Origin of the sequence: Streptomyces sp. NPDC006309 (genome assembly GCF_040613095.1) — a bacterium.
Lineage (GTDB): Bacteria > Actinomycetota > Actinomycetes > Streptomycetales > Streptomycetaceae > Streptomyces.
In genome coordinates this window covers 1-17,645 of record NZ_JBEXRO010000008.1, presented here as the reverse complement: position 1 = coordinate 17,645, position 17,645 = coordinate 1, and the positions used below count along the sequence as shown (strand labels likewise).

Annotated in this window: 16 protein-coding genes and 1 pseudogene; 10 read left to right on the top strand and 7 right to left on the bottom strand. The window is 73.0% G+C overall.

The window, feature by feature from the left end; all coding sequences use genetic code 11:
- Positions 1–206 precede the first annotated feature (206 nt).
- Complete coding sequence (locus ABZ117_RS13425) at positions 207–878, bottom strand: hypothetical protein (protein WP_356820267.1); 672 nt, start codon at positions 876–878, stop codon at positions 207–209.
- 240 nt (positions 879–1,118) lie between these two features.
- Here ABZ117_RS13425 and ABZ117_RS13420 point away from each other — a divergent pair, with 240 nt between their 5' ends.
- The 3 genes from ABZ117_RS13420 (at position 1,119) to ABZ117_RS13410 (ending at position 2,755) form a co-directional block, all read left to right on the top strand.
- Entirely contained in the window at positions 1,119–1,775 is a 657-nt protein-coding gene (locus ABZ117_RS13420; protein ID WP_356820266.1) for a helix-turn-helix transcriptional regulator, read from the top strand.
- A 13-nt stretch (positions 1,776–1,788) separates the two neighbouring features.
- Positions 1,789–2,352, top strand: coding sequence for a toxin-antitoxin system, toxin component (locus tag ABZ117_RS13415; RefSeq protein ID WP_356820265.1), 564 nt, complete (start codon positions 1,789–1,791; stop codon positions 2,350–2,352).
- 175 nt (positions 2,353–2,527) lie between these two features.
- Positions 2,528–2,755, top strand: a complete 228-nt coding sequence (locus ABZ117_RS13410) for a hypothetical protein (RefSeq protein WP_356820263.1) — start codon at positions 2,528–2,530, stop codon at positions 2,753–2,755.
- Between the two features lie 936 nt (positions 2,756–3,691).
- Here the strand turns inward: ABZ117_RS13410 and ABZ117_RS13405 are convergent.
- Positions 3,692–4,390 (bottom strand): 4'-phosphopantetheinyl transferase superfamily protein, encoded by a 699-nt coding sequence (locus ABZ117_RS13405; protein ID WP_356820261.1) that lies wholly within the window; start codon positions 4,388–4,390, stop codon positions 3,692–3,694.
- Positions 4,338–5,243 carry a metallophosphoesterase gene (locus ABZ117_RS13400; RefSeq protein ID WP_356820260.1) on the bottom strand — a complete coding sequence of 302 codons (906 nt, stop codon included), beginning with the start codon at positions 5,241–5,243 and terminating at the stop codon, positions 4,338–4,340. Before ABZ117_RS13400 ends, ABZ117_RS13405 begins: the two co-directional genes overlap by 53 nt.
- Positions 5,244–5,519: 276 nt before the next feature.
- Here ABZ117_RS13400 and ABZ117_RS13395 point away from each other — a divergent pair, with 276 nt between their 5' ends.
- Positions 5,520–6,641, top strand: coding sequence for an ATP-grasp domain-containing protein (locus ABZ117_RS13395; protein WP_356820258.1), 1,122 nt, complete (start codon positions 5,520–5,522; stop codon positions 6,639–6,641).
- Positions 6,642–6,651: 10 nt separating this feature from the next.
- On the opposite strand, the gene ABZ117_RS13390 is transcribed toward ABZ117_RS13395, so the two are convergent.
- Together ABZ117_RS13390 and ABZ117_RS13385 are read right to left on the bottom strand one after the other, a co-directional pair.
- A complete protein-coding gene (locus ABZ117_RS13390; RefSeq protein ID WP_356820256.1) occupies positions 6,652–7,989 on the bottom strand; it encodes a 6-phospho-beta-glucosidase in 1,338 nt (445 codons plus the stop codon).
- Positions 7,990–8,152: 163 nt separating this feature from the next.
- The gene (locus ABZ117_RS13385) at positions 8,153–8,491 is read right to left on the bottom strand and encodes a nuclear transport factor 2 family protein (RefSeq protein ID WP_356820254.1); all 339 of its coding nucleotides are present in this window, start codon (positions 8,489–8,491) and stop codon (positions 8,153–8,155) included.
- A gap of 303 nt (positions 8,492–8,794) precedes the next feature.
- On the opposite strand from ABZ117_RS13385, the gene ABZ117_RS13380 reads away from it, so the two are divergent.
- Entirely contained in the window at positions 8,795–10,237 is a 1,443-nt protein-coding gene (locus ABZ117_RS13380; protein WP_356820252.1) for a glycoside hydrolase family 16 protein, read from the top strand.
- Positions 10,238–10,320: 83 nt separating this feature from the next.
- Here ABZ117_RS13380 and ABZ117_RS13375 read toward each other — a convergent pair whose 3' ends face one another.
- Together ABZ117_RS13375 and ABZ117_RS13370 are read right to left on the bottom strand one after the other, a co-directional pair.
- Positions 10,321–10,542: a hypothetical protein gene (locus tag ABZ117_RS13375; RefSeq protein WP_356820250.1), complete on the bottom strand. Its 222-nt coding sequence runs from the start codon at positions 10,540–10,542 to the stop codon at positions 10,321–10,323.
- Positions 10,543–10,617: 75 nt separating this feature from the next.
- Positions 10,618–11,586 carry an AraC family transcriptional regulator gene (locus tag ABZ117_RS13370; RefSeq protein ID WP_356820248.1) on the bottom strand — a complete coding sequence of 323 codons (969 nt, stop codon included), beginning with the start codon at positions 11,584–11,586 and terminating at the stop codon, positions 10,618–10,620.
- 143 nt (positions 11,587–11,729) lie between these two features.
- Here ABZ117_RS13370 and tkt point away from each other — a divergent pair, with 143 nt between their 5' ends.
- The 5 genes and pseudogenes from tkt to ABZ117_RS13345 all read left to right on the top strand — a co-directional run.
- Entirely contained in the window at positions 11,730–13,805 is a 2,076-nt protein-coding gene (gene tkt, locus ABZ117_RS13365; protein WP_356820246.1) for a transketolase, read from the top strand.
- Positions 13,806–13,823: 18 nt separating this feature from the next.
- Positions 13,824–14,966 carry a transaldolase gene (gene tal / locus ABZ117_RS13360; protein WP_356820244.1) on the top strand — a complete coding sequence of 381 codons (1,143 nt, stop codon included), beginning with the start codon at positions 13,824–13,826 and terminating at the stop codon, positions 14,964–14,966.
- Complete coding sequence (zwf, locus tag ABZ117_RS13355; protein ID WP_356820243.1) at positions 14,966–16,552, top strand: glucose-6-phosphate dehydrogenase; 1,587 nt, start codon at positions 14,966–14,968, stop codon at positions 16,550–16,552. The genes tal and zwf overlap by 1 nt, the downstream gene beginning before the upstream one ends.
- Positions 16,549–17,475 carry a glucose-6-phosphate dehydrogenase assembly protein OpcA gene (opcA, locus tag ABZ117_RS13350; protein ID WP_356820241.1) on the top strand — a complete coding sequence of 309 codons (927 nt, stop codon included), beginning with the start codon at positions 16,549–16,551 and terminating at the stop codon, positions 17,473–17,475. Before zwf ends, opcA begins: the two co-directional genes overlap by 4 nt.
- A 1-nt stretch (position 17,476) precedes the next feature.
- A pseudogene (locus ABZ117_RS13345) lies at positions 17,477–17,645 on the top strand (glucose-6-phosphate isomerase); the annotation flags it as partial.

Genomic DNA, 17,645 nt, shown 5'->3' with positions numbered 1-17,645 from the left:
CAGGCACGGGAGGGGGCAGGCACGGGAGGGGGCAGGCACGGGAGGGGGCAGGCACGGGAGGGGGCAGGCACGGGAGGGGGCAGGCACGGGAGGGGGTGGCCTGCCCGCCGTACGGGCGAGGGGGGTGCCTGCCCGGCAGGCGGGCGAGGCGGGGCCGCTCGTGCCGGCCCGGCGCCGCCGGCGACCTGAACGCCGGCGGTGCCGGGTCAGCTGTCGGGGGACGCGATGACCGTCAGATGCGTGGCCGTGCCCCGGGAGCGGCGCGGGCGGCGGACCGGGGTGGCGGGCCGGCGGGGGTCGCGCAGGACCATCGACAGGCGCCGGTAGCCCAGTTCCCGCAGCGGCTGCGGCGCCTCCTCCACGATGCGGCACTCGGTGCGCCCGCGGCGCGGGTCCGGGTGGAGCAGGAGGCGTACGGCGCCGTCGAGGCGGGTCCCGGCCTCACCGACGGCCCGGATCCAGTGCGGCAGGCCCTGCCGGTAGGCGGCCTCCATGATCGGGTCCTGGGCGATGTCCCGGCGGACCGCCTGGAGTTCGTGGTCGTGCCCGCACGTCTCCAGGGCGGAGCGCAGCTGGGCCAGCATCGGCAGGCACCAGCCCGGCTCGTGCTCACCGAGCACCTCACCCGCGTCCGGGTGGAACAGCACGAACCGGAGGAAGTTGTCGCCGGGCATGGCCGTCGGATGGGGGCGCACGCCGCGGAAAAGTGTCTCGAACGCGCTGTTGGCCATGACCACGTTCCAGTGGCGGTCGACGACCAGGGACGGGCAGGACAGAAATTCCAGCAGGGCTGCGTAGTCCTGGAGGTACGCCTGGGTCTCGCAGGTGTCGGGGACGGGCCGCGGTGCCGGCCGCTGCCCTCCTGCCTGATGTGCCATCGGGAGGTCACCCCTCTTGCCTCTGCGGCCTTTCACGCGGCGATGCGATCCTGCTGCCCAGCAAGGGTCGTGTCAACTATCGTGGCATTTCATGCCGGTTGACGGCTGAAATTCGCCACAGTTGTGGCGACACCTGGATGTGAGTTCGAGGCACCCGCTACTCTCCGGGAAGTTCACGGCGACCGCTCGTGAGAACCACGGACGCATCTGAAGCCCTCGAGAGACGTAGGAGTTCTGTCGGTGACGGATGGCTACGAGGATCCGGGCGCCGCGGCGACCGCCCAGCTGCCGGCCGTCGTCGCCCGCGTCACCGCGCTCGCCGACCGGCTCGGTGTACCGCACACCGAGGTCTTCGACGTAGGGCGGCTCTCCGTCGCCTGCGGTGTGCCGGAGGCGGTGGTCAGGGCCCTGCTCAGCGGCCGGCCCGCGGGTGAACCGGACGTCCAGGCCCGCTTCCTGCAACGCCTGGACCTGCTGCGCCGCACCCGGCTGAAACCGGGCGGACGCCGCTACACCCAGCAGGAGATAGCCGACGGCGCGGGGATGTCCCGGCAGCAGGCCGGCGCCCTCATCAACGGCGACCGGCGGCCCACCATGGAGCACTGCGACGCCCTCCAGCGCTTCTTCCGGGTGCACGCGGGCTTCCTCACCGCGGAGGACCCCGAGGCCTTGGCCGGCGCGTTGCAGCGCACCGAGCAGGATCTGCTCCAGAAGCTCGCCGACCGGGAGCGGGCCGCCACCCAGGACCCCGAGGACCCGCTGGAGCGGCTGCTCCAGGACCACGGCGTGCGCGGAATCGCCTGGCGGGCCGCGCAGTTGCCCACCGACCAGCACCGGGACAAGGTCGCCGAGTGGCTCGACATGCTGCTGGAGAGTGTCAAACGGCCCGAGTCGTGAGCGGGGGAGGACCGTGGGCATCGGCAGGGACACGCGCCGGCTGTGCGACGACCTGGTGGGCGGGCTGACCCTGCCCGTGCCCGCGCCGCCGGACGAGCTCTACCGGGCGCTGTGCGAGGCGATGAGCCGCCGCCGGGGCCGGCCGGTGAAGTTCCGTACGGCCGTCTTCCCGCCCGGCACGGCCAGCGGACTGTGGCTGTACCTGACCGACCGGGACGTCGTAGTCGTGGAGGAACGTACCGCCCCGGAACATCAGTTGGTGATCCTGGGTCACGAGCTGTGGCACGTGCAGGCCGGCCACTGCGGCCACCGCGTGGACGGCTCCGGCGCCGGCGCCGTGATCCGGCCGCTGCGCGAGGACGCCGGCCGCACGGCGCGCCGGACCCCGGCGCGACGGGCCGCCGCCCGCAACCGCCTCGACCTCGCCGAGGAGCGGGACGCCGAGTCCTTCGGCCTGCTGCTGGCCAGCAAGTGCCGCACCCTGCTCGCCGGTTCGGCGCCGGGCGGCCCGGCGCGGCGGGACGGTGTGGCCGGCCGTATCGGAGCCTCCCTGGGATATCCGTACCCGCAGACCTGAGCCGGCTCCGCCCGGTTGGCCCGGGCGCCTCGCCGGCGCTGTGGTGCGGTTCCGCGTCCGCTGAGCGGGCGAACCCGGGCCGAGCCGGACCGCGTTGTCAGTGGTGGGCGGCAAGCTGGGTCCGTGCGCGCCGCGGGGCGCGTGACCGTGACGCCTACTCGGGGAGAGCCGACCGATGCCCACCGCCGTACTGACCGACCGCGAGCGCACCGCCGTGCAGGCCTATCTGCGGCTGCTCCACACGGTGCGCGCCGCCTTCGACGGGCCGCCGCAGGACGGCCGGCCCACCGTCGTCCCGCCCACCGTGCTCGCCGAGGCGGAGCGGGCGCTGGCCCGGGCGGGACTCGCGGGCAACGAGGAGCAGTTCTTCCGGCTGCTGCGCGACTGGCGCCCGCACGCCTGAGCGCCCGGGCGACTCCCGCGCCGCCCGCCGCCGTGACCCGGGCAGTCCGGGGACACCGGCGGCGGGCGGGCACACGGGGAGGTCCTGACGGCGGCAGGGCGCACGGGCACGCCCTCACACGGCTGGCGACCGTAGGGGAAGGACCGGCCGCACGGCGCCCGACTCCACGGGGACGGCCACGGCACCCGAGCGCGCGGGCAGGGCCGCACGGCGGCAGGGCGCACCGGGATGGCCACGGCGGGCGACCCTGCCGGTAGGGCCACCCGAGGACGGCCACGACGGCCGAGCGCAGGGGCACGGCCTCACGGCGGCCCCGGGCACACAGGGTGGCCACGGCGTGCGACCTCACGCGCGGAGCCTCACGACGCGCAGCAGCAACGGGCCGTCCCGCCCGGGGCCGGCCCTCCACGCTGCGGGTCCCGCCCGGTGCCGCCCGTGCGCCCGACCCCACCAGGGACGGCCAAGGCCGTCGAGCGCGCGGGCAGGACCTCACAACGGCCGAGCGCACAGGGTGGCCACGGCGGGTGGCCCTACCGATAGGGCCACCCGGGGACGGCCACGACGGCCGAACACACCGGTAGGGCCGCACGGCGGCTGAGCGCACAGGGACGACCACGTCAGCGACCTCACGCACAGGGCCTCACGACGCGCGGCAGCGGGCCGTCCCGCCCGGGGCCGGCCCTCCACGCTGCGGATCCCGCTCGATGCCGCCCGTGCGCCGGACTCCACGGGGAAGTCCACGACGGCCGAACGCGCGGGCAGGGCCGCACGACGGCAGGGCGCACCGGGATGGCCACGGCGGGCGACCCTGCCGGTAGGGCCACCCGGGGACGGCCACGGCGACCGAACGCACCGGCACGGCCGCACGGCGGCCGAGCGCACAGGGTGGCCACGGTGGCCCGGTCCGGGCCGCCGTGGGGGCGGGCGTGACCGGGGTCAGGGACGGTGGGTGGGCTCAGGTGTGGGGATGACCACGGACGTGGTGACCAGCCCGTCGCGCACCGTCCACCGGCCTTCGAAGACCCGCAGTCGCCGGCCGCCGACCACGGGCCCGGGCACCAGGAGGGTGGCGCTCAGGGTGCCGTGGCTCTCGCCGCCGGGAGCGGGGTGCAGGGTGATGTCGGCCTCGGAGAAGTCCAGCCACTTGCGGGTGAGGGGGAACCACGCCTTGTAGACGGACTCCTTGGCGCTGAACAGGATCCGGTCCCAGTGCACAGCGGGCCGCTGCCCGGTGAGCCGGTCGAGCCGCGCCGCCTCAGCGGGCAGGAAGACGGTCCGGCCGACCCCGTCCGGGAGCGGGCCGTGCGGCTCGGCGTCGATGCCGAGGGAGGCGAGGTCGGTGGCGCGGACCAGGGCGGCGGCGCAGTAGCCGTCGCAGTGGGTCATGCTGCCGAGCAGGCCGTCCGGCCAGCGCGGAGCGCCCCGCTCGCCACTGATGACGGGCTGCGGCGGCACACCGAGTTTCTCCATGGCGCGCCGGGCGCAGCCCCGGACGGCGGCGAACTCGCGGCGCCGCTTGGTCACCGCGCGGGCGACGAGCGCTTCCTCGGCCGGGTAGAGCGGGGAGTCCCACAGGGGGTCGTCAGCGTGCGCCTCCACGGCCACGACCGACTCCGGGAGCAGCTCCTCGATCACCTGCGTGGACCTCCATCGGCAGGACGCGGCGCAGCCTTCCCGGGGGATCCGGGCGCTTGCGCCATTCGCGGGGGTATCCCACGGAGACCTCCATGAAGCGGACTCCGTCGTGCCAGGTGGTGCGGGGGATGTGCAGATGGCCGTAGACCATCGTGGCGACCCGGAACCGGCGGTGCCAGTCCGCGGTCAGCCGGGTGCCGCACCACATGGCGAACTCGGGGTGCCACAGCACCTCCGTGGGGTGCCGGTCCAGCGGGTAGTGGCCGGCCAGCACGGTCGGGAGGTCCTCGGGCAGCTCGGCGAGCCGGCGCTCGGTCTCGGCGACCCGCGCCCGGCACCAGGCCTCACGGGTCGGGTAGGGGTCGGGGTGCAGCAGGTACTCGTCGTTGCAGACGATGCCCGTGCTCTCCGCGTAGGCCAGGCCCTCGGCCTTGGTGGTGCAGCCGGCCGGCAGGAACGAATAGTCGTACAACAGGAACAGCGGGGCGACGACGACGGGGCCGCCGGCGCCCCGCCACACCGGGTACGGGTCCTCGGGGGTCACCACGCCCAGCTCCCGGCACACCTCGACGAGGTGGTCGTAGCGGGCGGCGCCGCGCAGGGTGACCGGGTCGCTCGGGTGGGTCCACAGCTCGTGGTTGCCGGGCGCCCACAGCACTTTGCGGAAGCGCTTCGCGAGGGTGCCGAGGGCCCAGCGGACGTCGGCGACGGTCTCCGCGACGTCCCCGGCCACGATCAGCCAGTCGTCGTCTCCCTGGGGGCGCATGCCGTCGACCAGGGCGCGGTTGTCCGGGTAACTGATGTGCAGGTCGCTGATGGCCAGCAGCTGTCCGGCCCCGGCCGTCGACTCCACCCCGCACGCCCCTTCCGATCATCCGATGGCACCACAACAACACATGCGCGGGGCAACGGACAAGAGGCTCCCCGGCCGCGTGTCGTACCGCTCCGGCGGACGGCCCGGTTCCGTAACACGCGCGTTGCACGCGCGGGCACTTGAAAGCCGTATGATCGCCCCGACACCAGCGCCCTGCCTCTTCTCCCCTTCACGGGGCCGTTCGGTGACCCTTCCTCCCTCCTGCCCGGGCACGGGCCGCTCCGCCCTGCCCGCACACCCCGAAAGGCGGCCTGCATGCCCTCACGCGTACGCGTCTGGCTCAACCGCACGTACGCGGAGAACGTGTTCTTCATGGATCAGCTGCGGAGGAATCCCAGCGACCGGGCGGTCGAGATCCATGCCACGCACGGCGATCCGGACTCCCCCGTACTGGCCGCCGCCGACACCGCCGAGCTGGAGCCCGAGGGCCTGTCCCCGGCCGCGTACGTCGAGTACGCCCTTGACCAGTGCGTCCGGCGCGGCATCGACGTGTTCGTGCCCCGGCTGCACCAGTCGGCGGTCGTCGCGCACCGGGCGGACTTCGCGGCGGCCGGTACGGCGCTGCTGGCGCCGACGCCCGAGGCGGTGGCGGTGTTCGAGGACAAAGCGACCGCGTACGAGGCGGTCCGCTCGGTGGGTGTCCCGGTGCCGCCGTGGCGGCGGGTCCGGACGGCGGACGAACTCCTGGCCGTGATGGAGGAGTTGGAGACTGCGGGCCACGAGGTGTGTTTCAAGCCGGCCGCCGGTGCGGGTGGTGTCGGCTTCCGGGTGCTCACCCGGGCCCCCCTCTCCCTGGCCGGTCTCGCCGGTTTCCCCGGCCCGTCCGTGCAGCTCGGTCCGGTGGTCGAGGCGCTGCGGCGGGCCGAGGAGCCCGTGGACTGGCTGGTGATGCCGCGCCTGGAGCAGCCGGAGGTGTCCGTGGACTGCCTGACCGGGCCGGACAACCGGTTGCGGCTCGCGGTGGGCCGCACCAAGAACGGCCGCCGCCGGGGCTTCACCCTGGACGAGCGGTGGCTGGAACCGGCCCGGCTGATCGCCGAGGGCTTCGGGCTGCACTATCTGTCCAACATCCAGTTCCGCATGCTCGGTGACCGTCCGGTGCTGCTCGACGTCAACACCCGTCCCGCCGGCGGCGTGCACCAGCTGGCGCTGTGCGGCGTCAACGCGCCCTGGGCGGCGGTGCGGCTGGCGCTGGGCGAGGACCCCGGGGTGATCGAGCCGCCGTTCCTCGGGCAGGACTACACGGTGGTGGCGGGGCCGCGTCCGCTCGCGCCCGTGACGCTGCCGCGGCAGCGCGCGGGTGCCGGGGAGACGGTGCTGCCCGCGGTGCCGGCGCCCGTGCGGGCGGCGAAGGCGGCTCAGGCGCTGCCGCTGTAGGCGCGGGTGCTCACGCGAGGTACGCCAGGCCCGGATGGACCGCGGTGTAGCCCTCGACCAGCCGGCGGGCGACGGTGACCGAGTCGACCAGCGGGTGCAGCGCGAAGGCCTTCACCGCGGTCGTCCGGGACCCGGACTCGGCGGCGGCCAGCACCTCGCGTTCGACCGCCTTGACCGAGCAGACCAGACCGGTGGCATGGCCGGGGAGCGGGTCCGCGGACAGCGGGTGGGCACCGTTCGCGTCGACCAGGCAGGGCACCTCGATGACGGCGTCGGCGTCGAGCACCGACAGGGTGGAGCGGTTGCGCACGTTCAGGATCAGCGTGGTGCGCTCGTCGCGGGCGACGGCCCGCATCAGCGCGAGGGCGACCTTCTCGTAGCCGCCCGAGAGGTCGTCGGCCTCGCGGTCGCCGGCGCCGGCGCTCTCCCGGTTCTCGGCCATGTAGGTGGCCTCGCGTTCGGCGCGGGTGCGGTCCCAGGCGAGCAGGGCGGAGACTGCGGGATCGCCCGCCTCCGCGTAGAACCGGGCCTGCTGGTCGCGCAGGAAGGCACCGCGGGTCCGCTCGGCCTCCTGGTAGGCGCGGACGGTCTCCCGGTTGAAGTAGTAGTAGTGCAGGTACTCGTTGGGGACCGCGCCGAGCGACCGCAGCCAGTCGGCGCCGAACAGCCGGCCCTCCTCGAAGGAGCCGAGCAGCGCGGGGTCGGCGAGCAGCCGCGGGAGTTCGTCGCGTCCGGCGACGCGCAGCCCGCGCACCCAGCCGAGGTGGTTGAGGCCGACGTAGTCGATGAAGGCCTCCCCGGGATCGGCACCGAGGACACGGGCGATACGGCGGCCGAGGCCGACCGGCGAGTCGCAGATGCCGATGACGCGGTCGCCGAGGTGGCGGGACATGGCCTCGGTGACCAGTCCGGCCGGGTTGGTGAAGTTGATCACCCAGGCGTCCGGGGCGAGGCGGGCCACGCGCCGGGCGATGTCGACGGCGACGGGAACGGTGCGCAGGCCGTAGGCGATCCCGCCCGCGCCGACCGTCTCCTGTCCGAGCACCCCCTGCGCGAGCGCGATCCGTTCGTCGTCCGCCCGTCCCGCCAGGCCGCCGACACGGATCGCGGAGAAGACGAAGCCGGCGCCGCGCAGGGCCTCGTCCAGGTCGGTGGTGGCGGTCACCCGGGGGGCGTCGGGGACGCCGGCGGCCTGTTCCGCCAGCACACGGGTCACCGCGTACAGCCGGCGTTCGTCCAGGTCGTGGAGGACCACGTCGGTGACCCGCCCCTCGGCGTGGTCGGTCAGCAGTGCTCCGTACACGAGCGGCACCCGGAACCCGCCGCCGCCCAGAATCGTCAGCTTCACACCTGTCCCCTTCGCCCGTTGCCCGGGACCCCCGCCGCGTCCGCCCCGGGGGCCGCGCGCGGCGCCGCCGCGCGGTCCCGGTCGTGCCGCCGGTATGCCAGGGACCCTACTCGCCGTCCGCCGTCACCCCGCGCCTCGCCGGCACCCGCCGTCCGCCACCCGCTCACACCGCGCCGCCGAAGAAGACCTGCACCTCCCGGATGTGACCGTCGCGCACGGTGACGGCCTCGACGTTGCGGTACCGGCCGCCGGAGGTCAGCTCGTACTCGTAGTGGACGAGGACCAGTTCCTCGTCCGCGGCGACGATGTGCAGGATGCGCTGGTCGGTGAAACGGCCGGCGGTCGGGAAGCAGCGCGCGAAGAACGCCGCCCTGTCGATGTGGTCGTCCTGCGGGCTGGTGAAGGTGAAGTCGTCGGCGTAGAGGGGGAGTGCCGCCGCGCGGTCCTGTGCCCGGTAGGCCCGGAAGGCCGCCTCGACGACGGCGGCGGGAGAGCCGTTCATGCGCTGTCCTCGGTGGGGAGGGTGACCGTACCCCGCCACGATAAGCCGGGCACGGGCCGAGGGCGGGCGGTGCCACGGGGTGTCCGGGCCGGGAGTCCGGGAGCCGCCCGCGCGGGCCGACCGGGTGGCGGGCGGCGCACCACGGCCGGCGGGCACGGCTTCATCCGGTGAACTCCCGGGCAGCAGAGGGCGTTTATGTGTTTCAACCCTTGACGGTCGCGGGGGCGGGGAGCACATTGGCCGCACCCTTGAGAGCGCTCTCAGAGACACCCGCACGTCTCGCCGTACTTAGAGAGGCAACCCATGAGTGAAACCCCCGGAACACCACCCCCGCCCGCCGGAGGACCGCACGGCACCCGGGTGCCCGCCGGCCGACGGCGTTCCGTCCGCAAGGCGCTCGTCGCCGCGCTCGGCACGCTCGGTCTCGCCCTCGCCGCGGTGACCGCGGGCACCCTGCCCGCCGGCGCCTCCGCGCCCGCACCCCCGGCGGGCTGGACCCAGGTCTTCATGGACGACTTCAACGGCGCGGCGGGCTCCGGCGTCAACGGCGCCGACTGGCAGTACGACACCGGTACGTCCTACCCCGGCGGCGCCGCGAACTGGGGCACCGGCGAGGTCGAGACGATGACGTCGAGCACGAGCAACGTCGCGCTGGACGGGAACGGCAACCTGCTCATCACCCCGCGCCGGGACGCCGCGGGCCACTGGACGTCCGGCCGGATCGAGACGACCCGCACCGACTTCCGGCCCCCGGCCGGCGGAAAGCTGCGGGTGCAGGCCCGGATCCAGCTGCCCGACGTCACCGGTGCCGCCGCCAAGGGCTACTGGCCGGCGTTCTGGATGCTGGGCGCGCCGTTCCGCGGGAACTACTGGAACTGGCCGGGCATCGGCGAGCTGGACGTCATGGAGAACGTCCAGGGCCTGAACAACGACTGGGCCACGATGCACTGCGGGACCGGTTCGGGCGGCCCGTGCAACGAGACCACCGGCATCGGCGGCTCCACCCCCTGCACCGGCACCACCTGCCAGGCGGGCTTCCACACGTACGCGATGGAGTGGGACCGCTCGACCAGCCCCGAGGAGATCCGCTTCTACCTGGACGGCGTCAACTTCCACACCGTCAGGGCGAACCAGGTCGACGCCACGACGTGGGCGAACGCGACCGACCACGGTTACTTCCTCATTCTGAACGTGGCGATGGGCGGTGGCTTCCCGGGAGCGTTCGGCGGCGGCCCGGACAGCGGGACCGAGCCGGGCCACCCGATGGCCGTCGACTACGTGCAGGTCCTTCAGTCCACGGGCGGCGGCGGCCCCACTCCCCCGCCGTCCGGCAACCGGAACGCCTACAGCGCCATCCAGGGCGAGTCCTACGACAGCCAGTCCGGGGTCGTCACGGAGACCACCACGGACACGGGCGGCGGGCAGGACATCGGCTATCTGGCCAACGGTGACTGGGCGCTGTACAAGGGCGTCGACTTCGGCTCCACGCCGGCGAGGCAGTTCTCCGCCCGGGTCGCGAGCGGCGCGACGGGCGGGGTCAGCGGCCTGGTCGAGGTACGGCTGGACAACCGCGGCAACGCGCCCATCGGCAGCTTCGCCGTGGGCGGCACCGGCGGCTGGCAGTCCTGGCAGACGGTGCCGGCCAACATCAGCGCGGTGACGGGCACGCACGACGTCTACCTGACCTTCACCAGCGGCCAGCCGGCCGACTTCGTCAACCTGAACTGGTTCGACTTCGGCCACTGAACGGCGCCGGCACCGGCACCGGCCCACCTGTGCACGCAGGCACGGACGGGGCCCGCGGATTCTCCCGCGGGCCCCGTCACGCTCTACGCGCCCGGCTCCTTCTCGAGGAGTTCGATGTTCGACCAGAGGCCTTCGAGCCGGAAGCGGGCCAGGTACTCCTCGAGGGTGAGGAACGGCGGACCGGCGTGCGGTTCGCGGTCCACCCACACGGTGTCGCACTCGTAGCAGAGCAGGAACGTCCCGGGCTCTCCCGGGACCCGGGCACGAGTGACCCACCCCTGGTCGCATCGCGGACACCAGATCACAGCTGTCTCCCTCACGGTCCCGGGTGGGCGGTGATGACCTGATGGCGTCCGGGACAGCCACGGTCCCCCGGGCCGCTAGCGCAGTTCCGCGCGGAAGGCTACCGGGGTCTGGCCGGTGTGCAGGTGGAAGAACTTGGAGAAGTTCGCCGCGTCGGGGAAGCCCACGGCCGCTCCGACGCGGCCGATCGGCAGGTCGGTGTGGGCGAGGAGGCGCCGGGCCTCCAGGATGACCCGTTTGTCGATGAATCCCTTCGGGGTCTCGCCCGTGGCCGCGCGGACGGCGCGGACCAGGGTGCGGCGGGAGTAACCGAGGGCGTCGGCGTAGGCGCTGACGCTGTGCTGGACACCGAAGCTCTCCTCGACGGCGTCCCGGAAGCGGGTGAACGCGCTGTCGGGCTGCTGCCGGCCGGCCTGGGCCGAGCTGGCGGCGAGGTGGGCCAGGCGCAGCAGGAACGCGGTCAGGGTGTGCCGCAGGACGGCCGTGTGGAGGCCGGGCGGGAGCGTCGCGGTGTCCTCGTACTCGCGGCGCAGCTGGTCCAGGGCCGCCTGGAGGGCGTCGAGCTGGGCCGGGGCGGGGCGCAGCAGGGGCGGCAGGTCGTAGCGGTACAGGCCGGTGGCCTCGACCGTGGCGGGCGGCAGAAAGCCGGGTTGCATGGTCAGGACGGTTCCGCGGTACACGCATTCCCGGGAGAAGCGGTGGACCTGTCCGGGCCGTATCCACAGCAGGTCGCCGGCCGTCGCCTCGTACTCGGCGAAGTCGACCATGTGTCGTACGGGGCCGTCGGCGAAGAGCATGACCACGTGGAAGTCGATGCGGTGAACGCGGTACAGGGGGGCGTCGGTGTGCCAGGTGCGGTCCGCGCCCATCGGCCCGATCTGGAGGCCGACGCCGCCGACGGCCAGGTCGGCCGGGAAGGGGAAGGTTCTGATCCCGTCGTGCTCGGTCGTCCCGTCGTGGTCGGTCGCCCCGTCGTGCTCGGTCGCCCCGTCGTCGCCGGTACCGGCGTCGGCGGCTTGGTGTGTCCCGTCGGTCTTGTCGGTCATGCCCGTTTCGTGCCGTCCCTGTCGCGATCACTGTCCCAGATTCACCACAGGCTGACACACCCCGACCTTCCCTCGAAAAAGTCAGACTTTTAAGTTTGAACGCGTCCGGCCAGCCAATCGCACTGAACGAGGACTTCTTGAAGATGACGACGCAGACTTCCGACGGCTTCGAGTGGACGGACCTCGACCGGCGCGCCGTGGACACCGCCCGTCTCCTGGCGGCCGACGCGGTGCAGAAGGTCGGCAACGGGCACCCGGGCACGGCGATGGCCCTCGCGCCCGCCGCGTACACGATCTTTCAGAAGGTGATGCGTCACGATCCGGCCGACCCCGAGTGGAGCGGCCGTGACCGGTTCGTCCTCTCCCCCGGCCACACCTCGCTGACCCTCTACACGCAGCTCTTCCTCGCCGGGTACGAGCTGGAGCTGGACGACCTGAAGGCGTTCCGCACGCACGGCTCGAAGACCCCGGGGCACCCCGAGTACGGGCACACCGCGGGCGTGGAGACCACCACCGGACCGCTCGGCCAGGGCGCCGCGAACGCCGTCGGCATGGCGATGGCCGCCCGCTACGAGCGCGGCCTGTTCGACCCGGACGCCCCCGAGGGCACCTCCCCCTTCGACCACACCGTCTGGGCGATCGTCTCCGACGGCGACCTGGAGGAGGGCGTCTCCGGCGAGGCCTCGTCCCTGGCCGGCCACCAGCGCCTCGGCAACCTGGTCTTCCTCTACGACGACAACCACATCTCCATCGAGGGCGACACCGCGACCGCGTTCTCCGAGGACGTGCTGAAGCGGTACGAGGCCTACGGCTGGCACACCCAGCGCGTCGAGCCCGCCGAGGACGGCGACATCGACGTACCCGCCCTGTACGCGGCCCTGAGGACCGCACAGGCGGAGACCGGGCGGCCGTCGATCATCGCGATGCGCACGGTCATCGCCTGGCCCGCCCCCAACGCCCGGAACACCGAGGCGTCGCACGGCTCCGCGCTCGGCGAGGAGGAGGTGGCCGCCACCAAGCGCCTCCTCGGCTTCGACCCGGAGCGGACCTTCGAGGTCGCCGACGAGGTCCTCGCCCACACCCGTCAGGCACTCGACCGGGGCGCCGAGGCACACGCGGCCTGGGACAAGCGGATAGCCGAATGGCGCACGGCCGCCCCCGAGCGGGCCGAGCTGTTCGACCGGGTCGGCAAGGGCGAGCTGCCCGCGGGCTGGGAGGACGCGCTGCCCGTGTTCGAGGAGGGCAAGCCGGTCGCCACCCGGGCCGCCTCCGGCAAGGTGCTCCAGGCGCTCGGCCCGGTCCTCCCCGAGCTGTGGGGCGGCTCCGCCGACCTCGCCGGCTCCAACAACACCACCATCGACAAGGACAGCTCGTTCCTGCCCGAGGGCAACCCGCTGCCCGAGGCCAATCCGTACGGCCGTACCGTCCACTTCGGGATCCGCGAGTTCTCCATGGCCGCGGCGATGAACGGCATCGCCCTGCACGGCAACACGCGCGTCTACGGCGGCACGTTCCTGGTGTTCTCCGACTACATGCGCAACGCCGTCCGTATGTCGGCGCTCATGCAGCTGCCGGTGACGTACGTGTGGACGCACGACTCCGTCGGTCTCGGCGAGGACGGCCCGACCCACCAGCCGGTCGAGCACCTGGCCTCGCTGCGCGCGATCCCGGGCCTGAACGTCGTCCGCCCGGCGGACGCCAACGAGACCGCGATCGCCTGGGCCGAGATCCTGAGGAGGCACGCCACGAACCCCGCCCCCCACGGGCTCGCGCTCACCCGCCAGGGCGTGCCGGTGTACGCGCCGAACGAGGACGCGGCCAAGGGCGGCTACGTGCTGCGCGAGTCCTCGACCGAGGTACCGGAGGTGATCGTCATCGCGACGGGTTCCGAGGTGCAGCTGGCCGTGGCCGCGCGGGAGCGGCTGGAGGCCGAAGGGATCGGCACCCGTGTGGTGTCGATGCCGTCCGTGGAGTGGTTCGAGGAGCAGCCGCGCGCCTACCGCGAGCGGGTGCTGCCGCCGGCCGTGCGGGCCCGGGTCGCCGTCGAGGCCGGCATCGGCCTGACCTGGTACCGCTTCGTGGGCGATGCGGGCCGCATCGTCTCCCTCGAGCACTTCGGTGCCTCCGCGGACGCGAAGACCCTGTTCGCCGAGTTCGGCTTCACCCCCGAGAACGTCGCCGCGGCGGCCCGCGAGTCGCTCGCCGCCGCGCGCGCCTGATACCGACGCGAAAGAAAGATGATCACTGTGACCGAAGCAATAGCGACTCCGGGAGCCCTCAAGTTCCTTGCCGACGAGGGGGTGTCGGTCTGGCTGGACGACCTGTCCCGTGAGCGGATCACCTCGGGCAGCCTCGCCGAGCTGGTGGCGAGCGGAAGCGCCGTCGGTGTCACCACGAACCCGTCGATATTCCAGGCGGCCATCGGCTCCGGGAAGGGGTACGAGGAGCAGCTCGCCGACCTCGCCGTGCGGGGGGTGACGGTGGAGGAGGCGGTACGGATGATGACGACCGCCGACGTGCGGGACGCCGCCGACATCCTGGAACCCGTGTACTCGGCCTCCGGCGGGCTGGACGGCCGGGTCTCCATCGAGGTCGACCCGCGTCTGGCCCACCGCACCTCGGCGACCGTCGCCGAGGCCAGGCAGCTGGCCTGGCTGGTCGACCGGCCCAACGTGCTGATCAAGATCCCGGCGACCCGGGCGGGCCTCCCGGCGATCACCGAGGTGATCGGCCTCGGCATCAGCGTCAACGTGACCCTGATCTTCTCGCTGGAGCGGTACCGCGAGGTCATGGACGCCTACCTGGCCGGCCTGGAGAAGGCCCGCGAGCGCGGCATCGACCTGTCGACGGTCCACTCGGTGGCGTCGTTCTTCGTCTCCCGCGTGGACAGCGAGACCGACAAGCGGCTGACCGCCCTCGGCACCGACGAGGCCCTCGCGCTCAGGGGCCGCGCGGCCCTCGCCAACGCCCGGCTGGCCTACGAGGCGTACGAGGAGGTCTTCGCCTCCGAACGCTGGCTCGCGCTCGCCGGTGACGGGGCGAACCGGCAGCGCCCGCTGTGGGCGTCCACCGGGGTGAAGGACCCCGCGTACAAGGACACCCTGTACGTGGACGAGCTGGTCGCGCCGGGCACCGTCAACACCATGCCGGAGGCCACGCTGCTCGCCGTCGCCGACCACGGCGTGATCACCGGGGACACGGTGACCGGCGGCTACGCGCGGGCCCGCGCCGACCTGGCCGCCCTCGAGCGGCTCGGCATCCCCTACGACGAGGTCGTGCAGCAACTGGAGGACGAGGGCGTCGCCAAGTTCGAGGCGGCCTGGCAGGACCTGCTGGACGCCGTCGCCGCGTCCCTGAAGAGCAAGGGAGTTGACGCCTGATGACCGAGAACGCACCCGCCGCCCAGGCACCCGAGGAGGTGCGCGTGCCGGTCGCCCCGGCCGCCGACTGGGTGAACCCGCTGCGGGAGGCCGGTGACCGCCGGCTCCCCCGGATCGCCGGGCCGTCCGGCCTGGTCATCTTCGGGGTGACCGGTGACCTGTCCCGCAAGAAGCTCATGCCGGCCGTGTACGACCTGGCCAGCCGCGGTCTGCTGCCGCCGGGCTTCTCCCTCGTCGGGTTCGCCCGCCGGGACTGGGAGAACCAGGACTTCGCGCAGGTGGTGCACGACGCCGTACGCGAGCACTCCCGCACCCCGTTCCGTGAGGAGGTGTGGCAGCAGCTCGCCGAGGGCATGCGGTTCATCCCCGGCGACTTCGACGACGACACCGCGTTCAAGCAGCTGAAGGAGGCCGTCGAGGAGCTGGACGCCTCCCGCGGCACCGGCGGCAACTTCGCCTTCTACCTCTCGGTGCCGCCGAAGTTCTTCCCCAAGGTCGTGCAGCAGCTGAAGAAGCACGGCCTGGCCAGTCCGCCGGAGGGCTCCTGGCGGCGCGCGGTCATCGAGAAGCCGTTCGGGCACGACCTGGCCAGCGCGCGCGAGCTGAACGCGCTCGTGCACGACGTGTTCGACCCGGACCAGGTGTTCCGCATCGACCACTACCTCGGCAAGGAGACGGTCCAGAACATCCTGGCGCTGCGCTTCGCCAACCAGATGTACGAGCCGGTCTGGAACCGGTCGTACGTCGACCACGTGCAGATCACCATGGCCGAGGACATCGGCATCGGCGGCCGGGCCGGCTACTACGACGGCATCGGCGCCGCCCGCGACGTCATCCAGAACCACCTCCTCCAGCTGATGGCGCTGACCGCCATGGAGGAGCCGATCGCGTTCGACGCCGAGGCGCTGCTCACCGAGAAGCTGAAGGTGCTGAAGTCGGTGCGCCTGCCGGAGGACCTCGGCCGGCACACCGTGCGCGGGCAGTACGCGACCGGCTGGCAGGGCGGCGAGAAGGTCGTCGGCTACCTGGAGGAGGACGGCATCGACCCCAAGTCGAAGACCGACACCTTCGCCGCGGTCAAGCTGGGCATCGACAACCGCCGCTGGGCGGGCGTCCCCTTCTACCTGCGCACCGGCAAGCGGCTCGGCCGCCGGGTCACCGAGATCGCGGTGGTCTTCAAGCGGGCCCCGCACTCCCCGTTCGACTCCACCGCCACCGAGGAACTGGGTTCGAACGCGATCGTCATCCGCGTCCAGCCCGACGAGGGCATGACCGTGCGCTTCGGGTCGAAGGTGCCGGGCACCTCGATGGAGATCCGGGACGTGTCCATGGACTTCGCCTACGGCGAGTCGTTCACCGAGTCCAGCCCGGAGGCGTACGAGCGGCTCATCCTGGACGTACTGCTCGGTGACGCCAACCTCTTCCCCCGTCACCAGGAGGTGGAAGAGTCCTGGAAGATCCTCGACCCGATCGAGGAGTACTGGGCGGGGCACGGCAGGCCGGCGCAGTACTCCTCGGGCACCTGGGGACCGAGGGAAGCCGACGAGATGCTCGCACGAGACGGACGGAGCTGGCGCAGGCCATGAAGATCGACCTGACCGACACCACGGCAAGTAAGATCAACAAGGCGTTGGTGCAAGGCCGCCGCGCCATCGGCACACCGGCCGTGGGCATGGTCCTGACGATGGTCATCGTCACGGACGAGGAGAACGCCTACGACTCGATCCGGGCCGCCGAGGAGGCCTCGCGCGAGCACCCCTCGCGCACCCTGGTCGTCATCAAGCGGCACGCCCGCACGCTGCGCGACCGCACCCACTCCCGGCTGGACGCCGAGGTGCGGGTCGGCTCCGAGGCGGGCACCGGCGAGACGGTCGTCCTGCGGACCTACGGCGAGGTGTCCGACCACGCCGACTCCGTCGTCCTGCCGCTGCTGCTGCCGGACGCCCCGGTGGTCGTGTGGTGGCCGGTGGACGCCCCCGACTCCCCCGCCAAGGACCCGCTGGGCGCGCTCGCCCAGCGCCGGATCACCGACCTGTACGCCGTCGAGCGGCCCCTGGAGGTCCTTCAGGCCCGCGTGCGCGCCTACTCGCCCGGCGACACCGACCTCGCCTGGACCCGGCTCACCCCGTGGCGCTCGATGCTGGCCGCGGCCCTGGACCAGGCCCGGGTGACGGTGACCTCGGCGGCCGTCGAGGCCGAGGCGGACAACCCCAGCGCCGAGCTGCTGGCGCGCTGGCTGGAGGCCCGTCTGAAGGTGCCCGTGGATCGCGTGGTCAGCCCGGGCCCGGTCGTCACGGCCGTACGGCTCGGCGTCCAGAACGGCGAGATCGTCATCGACCGCCCCGAAGGGCCCCTCGCCACGCTGACCCTGCCGGGCCAGCCGCCGCGCACCCTCGCCCTGAAGGTCCGCCCCACCTCCGAACTCATCGCCGAGGAGCTCCGCCGCCTCGACGCCGACGAGATGTACGCCATCGCCCTCCAGGGCGAGGCCGCCAAGGAGAACGCCTGACATGGCCGAATACCCGAACCTCACCCACCGGCCCGAGTGGACGGCGCTGGCCGATCACCATGCCCGCAGTCGGCTGCGTCTGCGCGAGTTGTTCGCGTCGGATCCCGGTCGTGCGGAGCGGTACACGCTTCAGGTCGGTGATCTGCACATCGATTACAGCAAGCATCTGG

What these genes read in the sequence shown, in the direction of transcription:
- ABZ117_RS13425 (WP_356820267.1), bottom strand. Translation starts at nt 878, where the DNA reads ATGGCACATCAGGCAGGAGGGCAGCGGCCGGCACCGCGGCCCGTCCCC.
- ABZ117_RS13410 (WP_356820263.1), top strand. Translation starts at nt 2,528, where the DNA reads ATGCCCACCGCCGTACTGACCGACCGCGAGCGCACCGCCGTGCAGGCC.
- ABZ117_RS13395 (WP_356820258.1), top strand. Translation starts at nt 5,520, where the DNA reads ATGCCCTCACGCGTACGCGTCTGGCTCAACCGCACGTACGCGGAGAAC.
- ABZ117_RS13385 (WP_356820254.1), bottom strand. Translation starts at nt 8,491, where the DNA reads ATGAACGGCTCTCCCGCCGCCGTCGTCGAGGCGGCCTTCCGGGCCTAC.
- ABZ117_RS13380 (WP_356820252.1), top strand. Translation starts at nt 8,795, where the DNA reads ATGAGTGAAACCCCCGGAACACCACCCCCGCCCGCCGGAGGACCGCAC.
- ABZ117_RS13370 (WP_356820248.1), bottom strand. Translation starts at nt 11,586, where the DNA reads ATGACCGACAAGACCGACGGGACACACCAAGCCGCCGACGCCGGTACC.
- tkt (WP_356820246.1), top strand. Translation starts at nt 11,730, where the DNA reads ATGACGACGCAGACTTCCGACGGCTTCGAGTGGACGGACCTCGACCGG.
- tal (WP_356820244.1), top strand. Translation starts at nt 13,824, where the DNA reads ATGATCACTGTGACCGAAGCAATAGCGACTCCGGGAGCCCTCAAGTTC.
- zwf (WP_356820243.1), top strand. Translation starts at nt 14,966, where the DNA reads ATGACCGAGAACGCACCCGCCGCCCAGGCACCCGAGGAGGTGCGCGTG.
- opcA (WP_356820241.1), top strand. Translation starts at nt 16,549, where the DNA reads ATGAAGATCGACCTGACCGACACCACGGCAAGTAAGATCAACAAGGCG.